Source organism: Microbacterium sp. IEGM 1404, from assembly GCF_030056775.1.
Lineage (GTDB): Bacteria > Actinomycetota > Actinomycetes > Actinomycetales > Microbacteriaceae > Microbacterium.
The window spans coordinates 621,709-637,626 of the sequence record NZ_JASHKP010000001.1 but is presented as its reverse complement, the minus strand read 5'-3'; the positions used below and the strand labels follow the sequence as shown (position 1 = coordinate 637,626).

15 protein-coding genes are annotated in these 15,918 nt (G+C 71.6%); 7 read left to right on the top strand and 8 right to left on the bottom strand.

Translation table 11 applies throughout. The features are described 5' to 3' along the window. Positions 1 to 133 precede the first annotated feature (133 nt). Both QM517_RS03250 and QM517_RS03245 read left to right on the top strand, forming a co-directional pair. A complete protein-coding gene (locus QM517_RS03250) occupies positions 134 to 451 on the top strand; it encodes a hypothetical protein (RefSeq protein ID WP_283285179.1) in 318 nt (105 codons plus the stop codon). Further along, the gene (locus QM517_RS03245; RefSeq protein ID WP_283285178.1) at positions 448 to 1,419 is read left to right on the top strand and encodes a zeta toxin family protein; all 972 of its coding nucleotides are present in this window, start codon (positions 448 to 450) and stop codon (positions 1,417 to 1,419) included. The genes QM517_RS03250 and QM517_RS03245 overlap by 4 nt, the downstream gene beginning before the upstream one ends. A gap of 20 nt (positions 1,420 to 1,439) precedes the next feature. Here the strand turns inward: QM517_RS03245 and QM517_RS03240 are convergent, their stop codons facing one another. Continuing rightward, positions 1,440 to 1,754: an ArsR/SmtB family transcription factor gene (locus tag QM517_RS03240; RefSeq protein WP_146322695.1), complete on the bottom strand. Its 315-nt coding sequence runs from the start codon at positions 1,752 to 1,754 to the stop codon at positions 1,440 to 1,442. A gap of 122 nt (positions 1,755 to 1,876) precedes the next feature. Here QM517_RS03240 and QM517_RS03235 point away from each other — a divergent pair, with 122 nt between their 5' ends. After that, positions 1,877 to 3,199 (top strand): NAD(P)-binding domain-containing protein, encoded by a 1,323-nt coding sequence (locus tag QM517_RS03235; protein ID WP_374114651.1) that lies wholly within the window; start codon positions 1,877 to 1,879, stop codon positions 3,197 to 3,199. A 10-nt stretch (positions 3,200 to 3,209) separates the two neighbouring features. Here QM517_RS03235 and QM517_RS03230 read toward each other — a convergent pair whose 3' ends face one another. Further along, the gene (locus QM517_RS03230; protein ID WP_210415949.1) at positions 3,210 to 3,869 is read right to left on the bottom strand and encodes an arsenate reductase ArsC; all 660 of its coding nucleotides are present in this window, start codon (positions 3,867 to 3,869) and stop codon (positions 3,210 to 3,212) included. Positions 3,870 to 3,874: 5 nt separating this feature from the next. After that, positions 3,875 to 4,552 (bottom strand): arsenate reductase/protein-tyrosine-phosphatase family protein, encoded by a 678-nt coding sequence (locus QM517_RS03225; protein ID WP_283285174.1) that lies wholly within the window; start codon positions 4,550 to 4,552, stop codon positions 3,875 to 3,877. A 48-nt stretch (positions 4,553 to 4,600) separates the two neighbouring features. Between QM517_RS03225 and QM517_RS03220 the strand changes: the two genes are divergently transcribed. From QM517_RS03220 to chrA, 3 genes are read left to right on the top strand one after another with little or no spacing between them, the layout of a single operon-like run. Continuing rightward, positions 4,601 to 5,296: an aquaporin gene (locus tag QM517_RS03220; RefSeq protein WP_283285172.1), complete on the top strand. Its 696-nt coding sequence runs from the start codon at positions 4,601 to 4,603 to the stop codon at positions 5,294 to 5,296. Then, the gene (locus QM517_RS03215) at positions 5,293 to 6,675 is read left to right on the top strand and encodes an FAD-dependent oxidoreductase (RefSeq protein WP_146318757.1); all 1,383 of its coding nucleotides are present in this window, start codon (positions 5,293 to 5,295) and stop codon (positions 6,673 to 6,675) included. The genes QM517_RS03220 and QM517_RS03215 overlap by 4 nt, the downstream gene beginning before the upstream one ends. A 33-nt stretch (positions 6,676 to 6,708) precedes the next feature. Further along, complete coding sequence (gene chrA, locus QM517_RS03210; protein WP_283285168.1) at positions 6,709 to 7,926, top strand: chromate efflux transporter; 1,218 nt, start codon at positions 6,709 to 6,711, stop codon at positions 7,924 to 7,926. A 23-nt stretch (positions 7,927 to 7,949) separates the two neighbouring features. Here the strand turns inward: chrA and QM517_RS03205 are convergent, their stop codons facing one another. The 5 genes from QM517_RS03205 to QM517_RS03185 form a co-directional block, all read right to left on the bottom strand. Then, positions 7,950 to 8,675, bottom strand: coding sequence for a VIT1/CCC1 transporter family protein (locus tag QM517_RS03205; RefSeq protein ID WP_146318761.1), 726 nt, complete (start codon positions 8,673 to 8,675; stop codon positions 7,950 to 7,952). Between the two features lie 140 nt (positions 8,676 to 8,815). Continuing rightward, positions 8,816 to 10,693, bottom strand: coding sequence for a heavy metal translocating P-type ATPase (locus QM517_RS03200; RefSeq protein ID WP_303655392.1), 1,878 nt, complete (start codon positions 10,691 to 10,693; stop codon positions 8,816 to 8,818). Between the two features lie 160 nt (positions 10,694 to 10,853). Further along, complete coding sequence (locus QM517_RS03195) at positions 10,854 to 11,198, bottom strand: toxin-antitoxin system YwqK family antitoxin (protein WP_210415951.1); 345 nt, start codon at positions 11,196 to 11,198, stop codon at positions 10,854 to 10,856. Continuing rightward, positions 11,195 to 11,587, bottom strand: coding sequence for a VOC family protein (locus QM517_RS03190; protein ID WP_302849660.1), 393 nt, complete (start codon positions 11,585 to 11,587; stop codon positions 11,195 to 11,197). Before QM517_RS03190 ends, QM517_RS03195 begins: the two co-directional genes overlap by 4 nt. Positions 11,588 to 11,590: 3 nt before the next feature. Further along, on the bottom strand, positions 11,591 to 11,869 hold the full coding sequence (locus tag QM517_RS03185) for an ArsR/SmtB family transcription factor (protein WP_210415952.1): 279 nt from the start codon (positions 11,867 to 11,869) through the stop codon (positions 11,591 to 11,593). Positions 11,870 to 12,449: 580 nt separating this feature from the next. On the opposite strand from QM517_RS03185, the gene mobF reads away from it, so the two are divergent. Beyond that, complete coding sequence (mobF, locus tag QM517_RS03180) at positions 12,450 to 15,887, top strand: MobF family relaxase (protein ID WP_283285158.1); 3,438 nt, start codon at positions 12,450 to 12,452, stop codon at positions 15,885 to 15,887. The last annotated feature ends 31 nt before the right edge of the window (positions 15,888 to 15,918 follow it).

Here is a 15,918-nt window from a genome sequence, read left to right as displayed (position 1 = left end):
GGATGCCGCAACACCGCTCGCTCTGCTCGGATGTTGCACCCTCCGTCCCGACCCCGCCAACAGCAGGGAGCGGGTCCGGGGCGGGAGCAGACCGGCAAGGTAGAATGAGGAACGACGAAGCAGAGGTGATCCCATGAGCGTGACGATTCCGAGCGCGATCCCGGCCGAGTCTCTGCGCGCCTGGTACGACGACGAGCCCCTCGTGAGCGACGTGGCCCTCTACGACATGACCGCCCAGGGCGCGACCACCCTGGCCTCCGTGCTGATCGAGCGGCAGCTCGCCACGGCCGACGAGCGCGAGCGCGAGTATTGGGCCGCACGGGTGCGCCTGGTGAATCAGCAGCGCACGGCGCTGGATCCGGACGACCGGCTCGGGCTGATCGCCCAGCAGCAGGCGTGGCTCGATGAGATCGACGCCCTGACCGGCCAGGCGAGCCGCCGGATCGCGTGAGCGAACCCGGCGCGCCCGACGAGGTGCTGCTCGGCGGCCAGCCCGCCGCGGGCAAGACGAGAGCGCAGGCGGCGACCCTCGCGGAGCACCCCGAGCTGGTGTCGATAACCGGGGACGATCTGCGCGCCTACCACCCCGGCTACCGCGAGCTGGCGGTGGACGACCCGCTGGGGATGCCGGCCGCGACCGCGCCGACTTCGAGCGGGCTGATCCGGCTCGCCCTGGATCATGCGATCGAGCACGGCTACCCGGTGCTGCTGGAGGGCACCTTCCGCGACCCGGCGATGGTCACCGGCACCGCGGCCCGGTTCGCGGAGGCCGGCTACCGTGTTGAGGTCGTCGCCGTCGCAACCCCCGCCGCGGTGTCGCGGCTGGCGGCCGAGGAGCGGTTCCTGCGCGCCCGGCGCGGCGAGGTCGGTCGCTGGACCCCGCCCGAGGCGCACGAGACGGCGCTGGCCGGCTCCCCCGAGGTCGTGGCCGCGCTGGAGGCGCTGCCCGCCGCCGCCCGTATCCAGGTCTACGCCCGCGACCGTCGCCTCTACGACAACCACCGCACCCAGGCCGGCGCGTGGGAGCAGGAGCCCAGCGCGGCCGACGTGCTGCGCGGAGAGCAGACCCGACAGCTCACCCCGGCCGAGGCGGTCGGCTGGCTCGCGGACTACGGCGCGGTGTTCGGCGCCGCCCTTGCCCGGCGCGGCTACCTCAGCCCGAGGACCGCGCCGGCCTACCGGCGGCTGCAAGACGACGCCGCCCGGATGATCGAGCTGGCGAGGGACGAGCCGAGCGCCGACGTGCGGGCGCTGGAGGAACAGCAGACGCACCGCCGACTCGCCCTGAAGGTCAGTGTGCCCGAGCCGCCGGGAATCGTCGGACGGATCGGGCAGACCCTCCGGCGCTCACTCCCGCCCTACCGCCCCGCCCCGTCGCGTGACGTGCCCGGTCACGAGCCGCCGAGCATCGGACGCTGAGCAGAGGCGCAAGGGAAACCTCACCGCGGCAGAAGGCTACGCGCCGCGCCTTCGAGCGCGCCGTCGATGACGCGGAAGTAGGCCCACTTGCCGCGCTGCTCGCGGGTGGCGAGCCCGGCGTCTACGAGCTGCTTCATGTGGTGCGAGACGGTCGGCTGCGCGAGGCCGACCGGGTCGGTGAGGTCGCAGATGCACAGCTCCCCGGTGTCGCTGGCAGCGATGAGGGACAGCAGCCGGACGCGAGTGGGGTCGCCGAGGGCCTTGAAGACGCGGGCGATCTGCTCGGCCTGATCCGTCTCCAGGGCGCCGCCGGTCACGGTCGCGCAGCACGTCATGTCCTCGGTGGCGACGGCGGGGAGGGTGTCGATCACGGTGCAGCTCCATCGGGTCGTATTGACATTGCTCGATGTATCGAGGATTCTCGATGTATTGATGCTAGTCGATACGAGGAGTGATAGTGGGACTTCCCGTTGTGGTGATCGGTGCAGGACCGCAAGGGCTCGCGGCGGCGGCGCATCTTCTGGAGCGTGACCTGGAGCCGCTGGTGCTGGAACAGGGCACCAGGCCGGCGGCAGCCGTGGCCGAGTGGGGGCACGTCCGCCTGTTCTCGGAGTGGCCCGAGCTGATCGACCAGGCCGCCGCTCGCCTCCTGGCGCCGAGCGGATGGCGCGCGAACGAGCACGGATACCCGACAGGTGAGGCGTGGATCTCCGACTACCTCGCTCCACTCGCTCACGCCCTCGGTGAACGAGTGCGCTTCGGGACGCGCGTGACCGGAATCGGTCGGAAGGGCCGCGACCTTCTCGTGGATGCCGGTCGCGCCGAGCAGCCCTTCGTCGTCCACGTCGAGGAACCCGGCGGCGCCCAGTCGCGGATCGAGGCGCGTGCGGTGATCGACGCATCCGGTTCATGGTCGGCCCCGAACCTGGCCGGTGCTGACGGATTGCCGACGATCGGCGAGGCCGAGGCCACGGGCTTCCTGACGTACCGGATTCCCGCGTTCGAGAACCCTGCCGAATACGCGGGGCGGCACACGGTCGTCCTCGGCAGCGGGCACTCGGCCATCACCGCTGTCACCGAGCTGGCCCGGATCGCCCGCCAGTACCCGGAGACTCGCATCACCTGGGCGTTGCGCCGCGATGGTGTCGGCTCGACCTTCGGCGGCGGGGACGCGGACCAGCTTCCGGCCCGCGGTGCGCTCGGTGAGCGCGCGAAGGATGCCGTCGACCACGGCATCGTGTCCCTGGTCACCGGCTTCCGCACCGAGCGGATCGACACCACCGATCAGGGCGCGGTCCTCACCGCCGAGGACGGCCGCGCGCTCGATCCCGCCGCTCGCGTCGTCGTGCTGACCGGCTTCCGGCCGGATCTGTCGTTCCTGTCGGAGATTCGGCTGGAACTGGATGCCCGGTTGCAGGCGCCGGTGCGGATCGCGGCGGACATCGACCCGAACATCCACTCCTGCGGGTCGGTGCGCACCACCGGCGCGGCCGACCTCGCCCAGCCGGAGCCCGACTTCTTCATCGTGGGAGCGAAGTCCTACGGCCGCGCGCCGACGTTCCTGGCGCTGACCGGGTACGAGCAGGTCCGCAGCGTTGTCGCGCAGCTCTCCAGCGACCACGAGGCCGCTGCGCGGGTCGAGCTGGTACTGCCCGAGACAGGCGTATGCGGGGGCGCGGGGCTGTTCGACGACCCGGACGCGGCGAAGGGCGAGGCGTGCTGCGCTCCGGCACCGAAGGTGCTCCAGATCGGGCGCGCGCCCGTCTCTGCCACCCGGTGACGGCGATCGCTCAGGAGCGCGTCGGCACGCTCAACTCGGCCAGCAGGCTCAGCACCCGTCGTTCGATCTCGTCGCGCACCGGGCGGACTCCCTCGGGCGTCCAGCCGGCGGGGTCGGGCAGGGTCCATTCCTCGTAGCGTTTGCCGGGGAAGATCGGGCAGGCGTCGCCGCAGCCCATCGTGATCACCACGTCGGCGGCGCGCACGACCTCATCCGTCCACGGCTTCGGGTACTCGCCGGCGATGTCGATGCCTCGCTCTGCCATGACCTCGACGGCGACCGGATTGATCCGCTCGCCCGGTTCGGAGCCGCCGGACCAGCCGACTGCGTGCTCGCCGGCATGGTGCTGGAAGAAGCCGAGTGCCATCTGCGAGCGGCCGGCGTTGTGGACGCACAGGAACAGCACGGTCGGCTTGCCATCGACCTGGAGGCCATCGACCTTGGCGAGTGCGCGCAGGCGTTGCCGGGCGAACTTCTCGGTCAGCAGGGGCAGGTAGTTCGGAACCGTGGCGCGTGCGGCGAGGTCGGCGTAGGAGGCGTGCAGGGAGCGGTCGATCGTCTCCCGCCCGAAGGTGCCGGCGAACTCTCGCGTCAGGCGCTCGGCGCTGGTGGCAAGGGCCGCCTCCTGGTCGATGGTGATGGACGCATGACGTTCGTGCTCGTGGGGCATCGTCGTCATCCCTTCGTCGTGGTTAGCCGGGGTGCGAGGCTTTGGATTCGGGAGGCGATGTCCTCGAACGCGGCATCGAACGCGGCATCGGTCCCTGCGCGCACCGGGTCCGGGACCGACCAATGCAGCCGGCCCCCGCCGGCCAGTTCTTCGTGGGCGGTGTCGCAGACCGTCACCAGGAAGTCGTCGGCCTCGGCCACGTCCGGAAGCGCCCGCGGTCGGGAGGCGCGGAGGGTGAGCCCGTGCCGCTCGGCGGCGGCGAGCGCGCCCGGCTCGATCGCGTCCGAGGGGTGCGTGCCCGCCGAGGCGACCGGGACATCGCTCGCGTCGTGCCAGAGCGCGGCGGCGAGCTGCGAGCGCGCCGAGTTGCCGGTGCAGACGAACACCACCCGCCTCACCCCGAGGGTCGGCGTCGGGATGAGCCCGTCGAACGCGGCGGGGGCGAGGCGCAGGTAGGTACGGCGTCGGTCGGCCTCCGACCGGGTGCGGATCAGCATCGCCTCCCGCTCCAGGAGGTTCAGGTGGTGCGCGAGCAGGCTGGACGAGATGCCGAGTTCGGTCTGCAACTCGACCGGGGCTGCGTCGCCCAGGGTGAGCAGGTCCATGATCCGCAGGCGCACCGGGTCGGCCAGCGCCGCGTACCGCGCCACCCGCCCAGCCAGGCTAGTTTCCTCAACGTTCATTACCTCAATAGTGACTGAGCAATGTATCGTCGTCAAGGTGATCCCGCGATGACCCCCTCACCGCCCCCTGCCGTCGCCCCGCTCTGGCGCCGTGCCCTGGCCGAGTTCCTCGGCGCGGGGCTGCTCGTGACGGTCGTGATCGGCTCGGGCATCGCCGCCGAGCGTCTGTCGCCGGGGGATGTGGGGCTGCAACTGCTGGAGAACTCGCTGGCGACCGCGCTGGGCCTGGCGGTGCTCATCCTCGTGTTCCAGACCGTCAGCGGGGCGCACCTCAACCCGGTCGTGACCCTCGCCGACCGCGCCCTCGGCGCCCGGCGCGGGCCGGTCGAGATCAGCGTCTACGTCGTCGCGCAGATCGCGGGCGGCATCGGCGGGGCGGTGCTGGCGAACACGATGTTCGGCGTCGCCACCACGATCTCCAGCAAGGACCGCCTGGGCGCCGGGCATCTGCTGGCCGAGGTCGTGGCGACCGCGGGGCTGGTGCTGGTGATCTTCGCCCTTGTACGCACCGGCCGGGCCGCGTTCGTCGGTCCCGCGGTCGGCGCCTACATCGGCGCGGCGTACTGGTTCACCTCGTCCACGTCGTTCGCCAACCCCGCGGTGACCATCGGCCGCATCTTCTCCGACACCTTCGCCGGGATCGCCCCCGGCTGCGTGCCGTGGTTCATCGGCGCGCAGCTCGTCGGCGGCGCGCTCGGCCTGGCCCTTGTCCTCGTCCTGTTCCCGAGAAAGGCAACCCTATGACCCACCTGATCGCCATCGGCGGCAGCGACGCCGGGATCTCCGCCGCGCTGCGCGCCCGCGAGCTCGACCCCGCGACCGAGGTGACCGTCGTGGTCGCCGACGAGTACCCGAACTTCTCGATCTGCGGCATCCCGTACTACTTCACCGGGGAGGTGCAGCCGTGGCAGTCGCTCGCGCACCGCACCGCGGCGGACCTGGAGGCGACCGGGATGCGGCTGCGGCTGAACACCTACGCCACCGGCATCGACGTGTCCGGGCATCGCCTCGAAGTCCGCAACCCGGACGGCCAGATCGAGGAACTGGCCTACGACGAGCTGATGGTCGGCACCGGGGCACTCCCGTCCCACGCCGGGATCGCCGGCCTCGACCGGCTCGGCCCGGAGGACGGGGTGCATGTCATCCACTCGATGGGCGACACCTTCGCCCTGGACCGCGACCTGACCGACCGGCAACCGCAGTCGGCCATCATCGTCGGCGCGGGCTACGTCGGCCTGGAGATGGCCGAGGCGTTCACCGTCCGCGGGCTGCGCGTGACGCAGCTCCAGCGCGGCTCCGAAGTGCTCTCCACCCTCGACCCGGAACTCGGCGCGCTGGTGCGGGATGAGATCGAGGCGCACGGCGTCGAGGTCGTCACGGACACTACCGTCACCGGGATCGAGAAGACCCCGGCCGGGCTGACCGTCACCGGCACCCACCGGGGCGAGCCGATCCAGCGCACCGCCGACCTCGTGCTCGTCGTCGTCGGCGTGCGCCCGAACACCGAACTGCTGGAGCAGGCCGGGGCGACCCTGGGCGCGGGCCGCGCGGTCGTGGTGGACGAATGGATGCGCACCGGCCTGCCCCATGTGTGGGCGGCCGGCGACGGCATCATCACCCACCACCGCCTTCTCGGGGTGACCTACCTGCCGCTGGGGACGACCTCGCACAAGCAGGGCCGCGTCGCGGGCGAGAACGCGATCGGCGGCGACGCGCGCTTCGCCGGGTCCGTCGGCACCCAGGTCGTCAAGGTGTTCGACCTCGTTGCCGCTCGCACCGGGCTCCGGGATCACGAGGCCGAGGGAGCCGGCTACGCGGCCATGACCACCGCGGCGGCGGCCGACGACCACAAGCGGTACTACCCCGGAGCCCACCCCATCCAGTTCCGCATCACCGGCGACACCCGCGACGGCCGGCTCCTGGGCGCGCAGCTCGTCGGGCGACGAGGCACCGAAGTCTCCAAGCGCGTGGACACCTACGCCACCGCCCTCTACGCCGGGCTCACCATCGAGCAGATCAGCGACCTCGACCTCTCCTACACCCCGCCCCTCGGCTCACCCTGGGACGCCGTGCAGGTCGCGGCGCAGGCGTGGTCGGCCACCAGGGCGAGCCTGCTGGTTTAGGCAGAATCACATGGCTCAGCCAGGCTGTTCCTGATGACTCCTTCGCCCCCGACCCGCAAGCGCCGCCATCCCGGCACGGTCGGAGAGGTGTTCCTGGTGTTCCTGCGCCTGGGGCTGACCTCGTTCGGTGGTCCGGTCGCGCACCTGGGCTACTTCCGCGAGGCGTTCGTGGAGCGCCGCAAGTGGCTGGGCGACCGCGCCTACGCGGACCTGGTGGCCCTGTGCCAGTTCCTGCCCGGCCCGGCGTCCAGCCAGGTCGGCATGGCGATCGGGCTGCAACGCGCAGGGTTCGGCGGACTGCTGGCCGCGTGGGCGGGCTTCACCCTGCCGTCGGCAATCCTGCTGGTCGCGTTCGCCTACGGGGTCACGGCGCTCGGCGACCTGTCGAACGCCGGATGGATTCACGGGGTCAAGGCCGCGGCGGTCGCCGTCGTCGCCCACGCCGTGCTCGGGATGGCGAGAACGCTGACTCCGGATGCGAAGCGGGCGACGATCGCCGTGGCGGGCATGATCGTCGTGCTGCTGGTCCCGAGCGCCTTCGCCCAGGTTGCGGTAATCGCCGCCGCCGGAATCGTCGGGCTGGTGTGGCTGCGCCCGCAGGCCGCCACGGCATCGGAGTCGGAGCCATTCGCCGTGCGGGTGCCTCGCTGGGTGGCGATCGCGAGCCTGGCTGTCTTCACGGTCCTGCTGGCCGGCCTCCCGGCGCTCTCGGCGGCGACCGGCGACGGAGCCGCCCGCCTGTTCGACGTGTTCTACCGCGCCGGGGCGCTGGTGTTCGGCGGGGGCCACGTCGTGCTGCCGCTGCTGGAAGCCGGGACCGTGCAGACCGGCCTCATCGACCATGACGTATTCCTCGCCGGCTACGGTGCCGCGCAGGCAGTCCCCGGCCCCTTGTTCACTTTCGCCGCCTACCTCGGCACCATGACCACCAGCCCGCCGTCCGGGCTGCTTGGCGCCGGGATCGCGCTGGTTGCGATCTTCCTTCCAGCGACTCTGCTGGTAGTCGGCGTGCTGCCGTTCTGGGATCGGCTACGCCGCGCCCCGCTCGCGCAGCGGGCGCTCATGGGCGTGAACGCCGGCGTGGTCGGCATCCTTGCCGCCGCGCTCTACACGCCGGTGTTCACCGAAGGGGTCACCTCGGCGGCGAGCCTCGCGATCGCCGCCGCCGCTTTTGTCGCCCTGACATCGTGGAAGGCTCCGGCATGGGCGGTCGTCATCGCCGCCAGCCTCATCGGCTGGGCCGTGCTGTGAGCGAGGGGTGAGCCCGCGCCGGGTCAGCCGACGACTGTGCCGAACAGGGAGCCGACGAGGAAGGTCGCTCCCAGGGCAAGCGCACCGCCGATCACCAGACGCGCCACGGCCCGCCACCGATGAGAGCCGCCGATCCAGGCCGCGACGTATCCGGTGACCGCCAGCGCGAGGAGCACGGCGACGAAGGTCCACACGATGCGCGCCGGGTGCGGCAGCAGCAGGATCGTCAGCAGCGGCAGCACGGCACCGATCGTGAAGGCGATCAGCGAGGCGAGGGCGGCGTGCCAGGGGCTGACGACGTCCTCCTGGTCAATGTTCAGCTCGACGGCCAGGTGGGCCTTGAGCGCGTCGTGCTCGGTCAGCTCCGTCGCCACCAAGCGGGCGGTGCCGGAGGTGAGGCCCTGCTCCTCGTAGAGCCCGACCAGCTCCTCGAGCTCGACCTCGGGATCCTCCTCCAGCTCGCGCCGCTCCTTCTCGATGAGGGCCCGCTCGGTGTCCCGCTGGCTGGACACCGAGACGTATTCGCCGAGCGCCATCGAGATCGCCCCGCCGACCAGGGCCGCGGCCCCGGCCAGGAATACCGGCGTGACCTCGGCCGTCGCCCCGGCGACGCCGACGACGACCGCCGCCGTGGACACGATCCCGTCGTTCGCTCCCAGCACGCCCGCGCGAAGCCAGTTCAGCCGCTGGGAGAGCCCCGACGCGTGAGGCTCGCCGGAATGCCGATATGGAGGGGATTGCGTCGTCACGGCTACTCACGATAGTTCGGTAGCTCTCCTGCTGCCAGCAAGGAGAGGCAACCCTGCACCTCGGCTCTCGCCGCAGATTCCGGTCGTGGTGCTCGGGTTTCAGAGCGTCACACGCGGTGCGATTCGGACTCCGTGTCGGATCATCGTGATGGCGGTGATCCGGCAGCGGGGAATCCGCTCGGCGGGCCGCCCAACGCGCGAAGGGCGTAGAGGATCGTCGCGAGGTCCACGAACTCCTGCGTGAGAGCGCCGGCAACGGCGGGGATGGCGCCGGTCATGGCGATAAGCATGAGGCCAACGCTGAGGCCGATGCCGAGCCAGATCGCGGTCAGCGCGACGCGAAGCGTGTGCCGCCCAATCGACACGGCGTCAACCACCTTGCCCAGCGAGTCGACAAGGATCACGATGTCAGCGGCATCACCGGCCGCGGTCGCGCCTTTCGCGCCCATCGCAACGCCGATGTCGGAGGCAGCCAGTACCGGGGCGTCGTTCACTCCATCGCCGACCATCATCACGGGTCGTGGATGCAAGTCGGCCGCGAGATGAACTTTCTCGGGTGGAAGGAGCTCGGCATGCACCTCGTCAATCCCTGTCTGCCGTGCGATCGATTCGGCTGTCGCACGAGTGTCTCCCGTGAGCATCACGATCCGTTCGACGCCGTTCGACCGCAGCCACGACACCACCGCGGGGGACTCCGGGCGGGGATCGTCGGCGAGCACGAGGATGCCGGCGAAGCGGCCGTCGATGGCGACGTAGGCCGCGGCCTCGCCCGTCGTCAGGTCTGCGCGCACCGTGTCGGCCGCCACCGCCGCGACGTAGGCGGGCTTTCCGACGACGACCGTTCGTCCTCCGATCACCGCGGTCACACCATTCGTGGCGACCTCACTGGCCTCTTCGGCCGCGAGGAGGTCGATGCCGCGCTCGACCGCGGCCCGTCGGATGCTGTCTGCGAGCACATGCGATGAGTACTGTTCAGCGGACGCGGCGAGCTGCAGCAGGTCGCCCGCCTCGAAGCCGTCGACAGGGCGAACGTCAACGAGGGTCGGCTGGCCCTGCGTGAGCGTTCCGGTCTTGTCGAAGGCGGCGGACCGCACTCGGGCGAGTTGTTCGACAACGCCCCCGCCCTTCACGATCACGCCGGCCTTCGCGGCTCGCGAGAGCCCGCCGAGGAACGCGACCGGTGCAGCGATCAGCAGGGGGCACGGCGTTGCGAGCACCAGCACCTCAGCGAAGCGCGTAGGGTCGCCCGATATCGCCCACGCTATGCCGGCGAGGGCGAGCGAGACCGCCGTGAAGGGGATGGCGAACCGATCCGCGAGCCGCACGACGGGCGCACGCGAGTCCTCCGCGGCACGCACGAGCGCGACGATCTGCTGGTACTGACTGTCCGCGCTGCGGCGCACCGCCCGGATCTGCACCGCCCGGTTTCCGTTGATAGCGCCGGAGAGCACTTCGCTGCCCGCCTCATGAGTCACCGGCAGGCTCTCTCCGGTGAGCGACGATTCGTCGAACGTGCCGCTGTCGGTGAGCAGGATGCCGTCGACCGGCACGATCTCGCCCGGCCGCACCAGCAGCACATCGTCGATCCCTACGTGCTCGACCGCGACATCCTGCACCTCGTCCGAGTCCGATGCATGCTCGTGGGTGAGAACATGCGCGGTGCGCGGTGATCGGTCCAGCAGCGCGGTGAGGTCGCGCCTGGCCCGCCGGGCAGCGAAGTCCTCCAACGCTTCACCGCCGGAGAGCATCAGGACGATGATGAGCGACGCGATGTACTCGCCCACGGCAAGGGTTGCGACCATCGCCACCACCGCGAGGATGTCAAGCCCGACATGCCCGCGGAGCACATCCCGCACCATCCGAACCAGCGTCCACGCGACGAACGCTCCGACGTAGGCCGTCGCCATCCATCGCCCTACGGCATCCGCTCCGAGGGCGTGGAGAACCACGACCGCGGCGAGCATCACGACGGTGACCGAGATGATCGGGTATCGCCACAGTGGCCGCAACAAGAGCATGCGTCTCAGCCTTGTCGACTGCTGCACTCGCCGCTAGCAAGCCAAGCCATACCTGCCGGGCGGATCAGCCAGCTTCCCTTTGGCGCGGGCGTGCTCATATTCACGCCTTCGGAGCCGCGACGCCGACTTGGCGGTGCCTTCCGGATTGCACGCGACCCAACTAGCCGGACTTGCGGCCGTTGTCGTAGTCGCCCGTGTAGATCAGGCACCCGCTCGCATCCCAGCGCTCCCATCGGCCGTGCTTGACGTCGTGCTCGAAACTCCCTCGCTGCATGAGCGCGCCGTTCGCCCGATACCACGTCCAGGTGCCATGCAGCGCCCCGTCGTCATACTCGCCCTCCGATCGCGGCCTTCCATCGTCGGCGACGTGCCGCCACAAGCCCTGCCGCCGCCCTGCGACGTAGACGCCCGTCATGATGCCGCCATGCGGGTCGGGCTCGGTCCAGTGCCCCGTCTTGCACCCCTCCGCATCGTAGGCGTTCGGCGAGTCCTCGGACACGCTCATGCCGGGCTGGCGAGCTGGATCAGGTTGCCGCATGTGTCGTCGAGGATGGCGGTGACGACCGGCCCCATCACGGTCGGCTCCTGCGTGAAGCGGACGCCCTTCGCGGTGAGCTCGGCGTGCGCTGCCGCCGCATCATCGACGGCGAAGGACGCCGCCGGGATGCCGTCGGCGACGAGCGCGGCCTTGTACGCCCTCGCGGCCGGGTGCTGGTCGGGCTCGAGCAGCAGCTCTGTGCCGTCAGGCTCATCGGGGCCGACGACCGTGAGCCAGCGGAACTCCCCGACCGGCACATCGGTCTTCGGCAGGAAGCCCAGCCTCTCCGTGTAGAAGGCGAGTGCCTTGGCCTGCTCGTCGACGAACACGCTCGTCACGTTGATACGGATGCCCATGAGTCATTCCTTCGGTTCGGCGGGCCAGCGCTCGGCGATCTCGCGCAGCGGCTCCGTGTGCAGGTGGTGGAGTTTCGTCCGCCCGAAGCGGCGCGAGCTGACGAGGCCGGCGTCCTCCAGGACGGCCAGGTGCTGGGAGATCGCCTGCCTGCTCGATGTGACGCCGTGCCGCATGACCAGTCGGCTGCACAACTCGAAAAGACTCTGCCCATCCCGTTCCGTCAGCTCGTCGAGGATGAGCCGCCGGGTCGGATCGGCGAGCGCCTGGTAGACGTCTCCCACTCCGATTACAATAGGCAAGTAGCCACTTGCATGTCAAGATCGCGTCGCTCACCCGACGACAACCTCACGAGACCTGCTGGCTGCGGTTACGCTCCGACGGTTGTTTCATCGCTTTGGCCGTGTCGGCGCGAGCGGTGGCGCTCGCTGCTCTGGTGAGTGCGGGCGCCGAGCAGGAGGACGAGGTGATCGGCCCAATCACGAGGAGCTGAACGCGTTCCACAGAACCAAACGCGTTCCAGAGAACCAGGAGCACGCGTGAGCCCGCGACGAGGTTGGTGCAGATGTTCGCGGCGAGCAGACAAGGGTGCGGCCGGGGCGCCACCGCCCCGCGCTAGCGTTTCGTGACGCGACGGACGAAGAGGGAGTCGTCGTGTACCTCGGTCGCGGCCCAGCAGTTGTCTCCGCACGCACGCACAGCTCTCTGACATCCTCACCACTGTCCACTCTCCGCAACTCATGACCCTCTGACCTTCGCTGTTCCGCCAAACCGGACCCCGGACTGGCTCATTTCTGACTTCTTCACGAGAATGGACGTATCCTACCTGATACGGTAGCTGTCATTTGAGGAAGGAGGCGAGCGATGAAGGGCGGCGTGATCCCGTTCCGGGGCTCTGGCTCGGATGCCCTGCGCTATCTGGAGTCCGACCGTGCACGGGCGGACGAGTACTACCTGGAGGCGGGGACCGCCCTGGCGGAGTTCACGGCGGTCGATGCCGAGGGCAGGGTGGTCGGCGAGCTCGGGCTGACCGCTGAGGAGTACCGGCAATGGGTGGACTGGATCAACCCGCTCACCGGAGAGTCGATGGGCCGGCCCCGGCTGCGAGGCGAGGGCGGCCGGGGATCGCCCCGGTTCATGGAGATGGTCGTGAACGTCCCCAAGTCCCTGTCGGTCGCGGCCGCGCTGCACCCGGAGGTGTCCGAGGCCCTGGACGCGGCGCAGCGGGACGCGGTGGTGGAGATCCGGTCCTGGCTCGGCCAGCACTCGGTCACCCGCGTCGGGCCGCGCGGGAAGCAGGAGGTCGTGCCGATCGAACAGTTGGAGACAGTGGCCGTCTCGCACAAGACCTCTCGCGCTGGTGACCCGCACCGGCACATCCACTTCCAGATCGGGACGCGCGTGTGGGCGGCCGGCGCCTGGCGCGGGCTCTACACCGGGGCGCTGTTCCGGCAGCAGGGCGCGATCCGCGCCCTCGGCACGGCCGTCATCGCGGCGCACCCGCAGCTCGCCGCGGTGCTCGAGGCGCACGGCCTGACCCTCGATCCGGTGACCGGCGAGGTGGCCGAGCTGGAGCCGTGGAACGCGCTGATGTCCAAGCGCGGCGCGCAGGTGGCGCGCAACCTCGCCAAGTTCGAAGCCGAGTGGGAGGCGGCGCATCCCGGCCAGGAGCCGGGGCCGGTGGTGCGCGCCCGGTTGCACGCGAAGGCGTGGGACCACGAGCGGCCGAGCAAGAAGCCGTCGCAGCTCGGCTCGGAGGCTGGCTGGCTGCGCGAGTTGCAGGAGGCCGGCTACACGCCCGGTCTGCCGCGCGCCACCGTGCAACCCGCGCACACGCTGGACGAGCTCGCCGTGCAACAGGTCGCCTCGCGCGCGCTCGACCGCTGCGCGGCCGCTGCATCGGCGTGGACGGTGCATGACGTGCAGGAGCAGGTGGCGCGCATCGTCACCGAGGCCGGCGTGCGCGCCACGCCCGAGGAGCTGCGCGAGTTCATCACCATCACGACTCGGCTGGCCGCCGACGACTGCCTCTCGATCCTGCCGCCGGACGCGCCGCCCCTGGAGCATGTGGCGCACCTGACGACGTTGCACGTCGTCGCGGTCGAGACGGAGCTGCGCGACCGGCTCGCCGCACGCGCCACCCGGCCGGCGCACGGCGCAACCCCGCGCGTGCAGGAGCCGGGGCTGGACGCGGACCAGGCGCGCGCGGCGGCCGCAGGCGCCTCGACTCGGCCGCTGGTCGTGGTCGAGGGTGCGGCCGGCGCGGGCAAGACCACGATGCTCGGCGCCGCGATCCGCGCCGCCGCGCAGGAGGGCCGGGCGGTGCGGGTGGTGACGCCGACGAAGAAGGCCGCGGACGTGGCCGCCGTCGAGCTGGGCGTGCCGACCGACTCGGTAGCGGCGCTCGTCTACGACCACGGGTTCCGGTGGAACGCCGATGGGGTCTGGACCCGGCTGGCCGTCGGCGACACGGACCCGGTGACGGGCGCGACCTACCGCGGCCCGGCAACGAAGAACCGGCTGGTCGCCGGGGAGCGGGTCGTGGTGGACGAGGCGGGCATGCTCGATCAGGACACCGCCCTCGCCCTGCTGACCGTCACGGACGAGGCCGGCGCGACGCTCGCGCTCGTCGGCGACCGGGCGCAGCTCCCGGCCGTGGGGCGTGGCGGGGTGCTCGACATCGCGGCCGCGCTCGTCCCGCGGGTCTACTCGCTGACGAGCCTGCACCGCTTCGCGGACCCCGACTACGCGCGGCTCACTCTCGACCTGCGCGACGGCCGCGACCCGGCCGGACTGTTCGACCGGCTCCACGGGCTCGGACTCGTGCAGCTCCACGAGGACGCCGAGGCGCTGCGCGCCGCGGTCGCCGCCGAGCGCATCGACGGAGCCGCGATCACCGCGGCGACCAACGACGAGGCGCGCGAGCTGAACGCCCTGATCCGCGAGGACCGGGTACGCGCCGGGCTGGTCGACGACGCCCGCACCATCGACGGCGCGGACGGCATGAGCATCGGCGCCGGCGACCTGATCCAGACCCGCCGCAACGACTCGGAGGTGGGCGTGGCGAACCGGCAGACCTGGATCGTCCAGCACGTCAGCGGCGACGGCAGCCTGTGGGTGCGCGACGCCGCGAGCCAGCGGAAGCAGCAGTGCACCGCCCATCTGCCCGCCAAGTACGTCGCGGAGCACGCGCACTTGGCCTACGTCTCCACCGCCTACGGCGTCCAGGGCATGACCGCCCCTGCCTCGCACACCGTCCTGTCCGATGCGCTCGACGCGGCCGGCGTCTACGTCGGCCTCACCCGCGGGCAGGAGGAGAACCGGCTGCACATCGTCGCCGCGAACCTCGGCGACGCGCGGGAGCAGTTCGTGGCCGCGCTCGAGCGGGACCGCGCCGACCGCGGACTCCGCGAGGCCACCGAGCGCGCGCAGCTCGCCGTCGCCGGGATCGTCGCGGACGGGCCGGTGCGGGCCGTGAACGCGGAGCGCGCCCGGCTGACGGAGCGGATCGAGCACGCCGAGCGCGAGGCGGCGAAATGGGAGCGGGCGGGCGCCGCGCTCGACCGGCAGCGCGCCGAGCACCGGGCGGAGTCCGACGAGCAGCGCGAGCTCGTCGCGGCCGCGGACGCCCGTGCCGCCGACGTGCGGGCCGAGGTCGCGGTCCCGCTGATCGAGCAGGCCACCGCGGACGGAACCGCCTACCTCGATGCACGGGCGCGCATGCGGGACACGGCGGCCGCGCACCGCGCGGCGCGCGGGCTCCGCAAGCGCGGCGCCGGCCGCGCGCTGACGACCGCCAGCGACGAGTACCGCGGCATCGAGACGGGTGCGCGGCGGCGCTGGGGCCGCCTGCCGGAGACGCCCGAGAGCGTCGAGCCGTGGGCGGCGTCGGTGGCGCAGCACGAGGCCGACCGCGATCCGCGCGCGGCCGAGACACGGGAGCGCGCCGACAACGCCCGGCAGGAGCAGCAGCGCCTCGCCGCACGCCAGGCGCAGGAGCGCACGAGCCTCCGCCGGCGGCTGCTCGGCGACCGCGTACCGAGCCGGCCCGGAGCCGAGGCCGCCCGGTGGCGGGCGCGCGCAGAGGCCGCCCGAGGCGACCTGACCGCGATCGAGGCCCTGCCGCCCGTCGAGGCGGCCGCCCTGATCCGGGCCCGCGCCGAGCGGGAGCAGGCCCAGCGTGAGGCCGCCGAGCGCGCCCTGGCCGCACGCGAGGCCCGCGCCACCCAGCTCCACGACTTCACCCGCGACCGCCACCGGCACAGCCCGGCCAGCGGACCCGACTTCGGGCCGAGCCTGTAGCGACGCGCTCAGGGGCGAGGTGCCGCGCCAC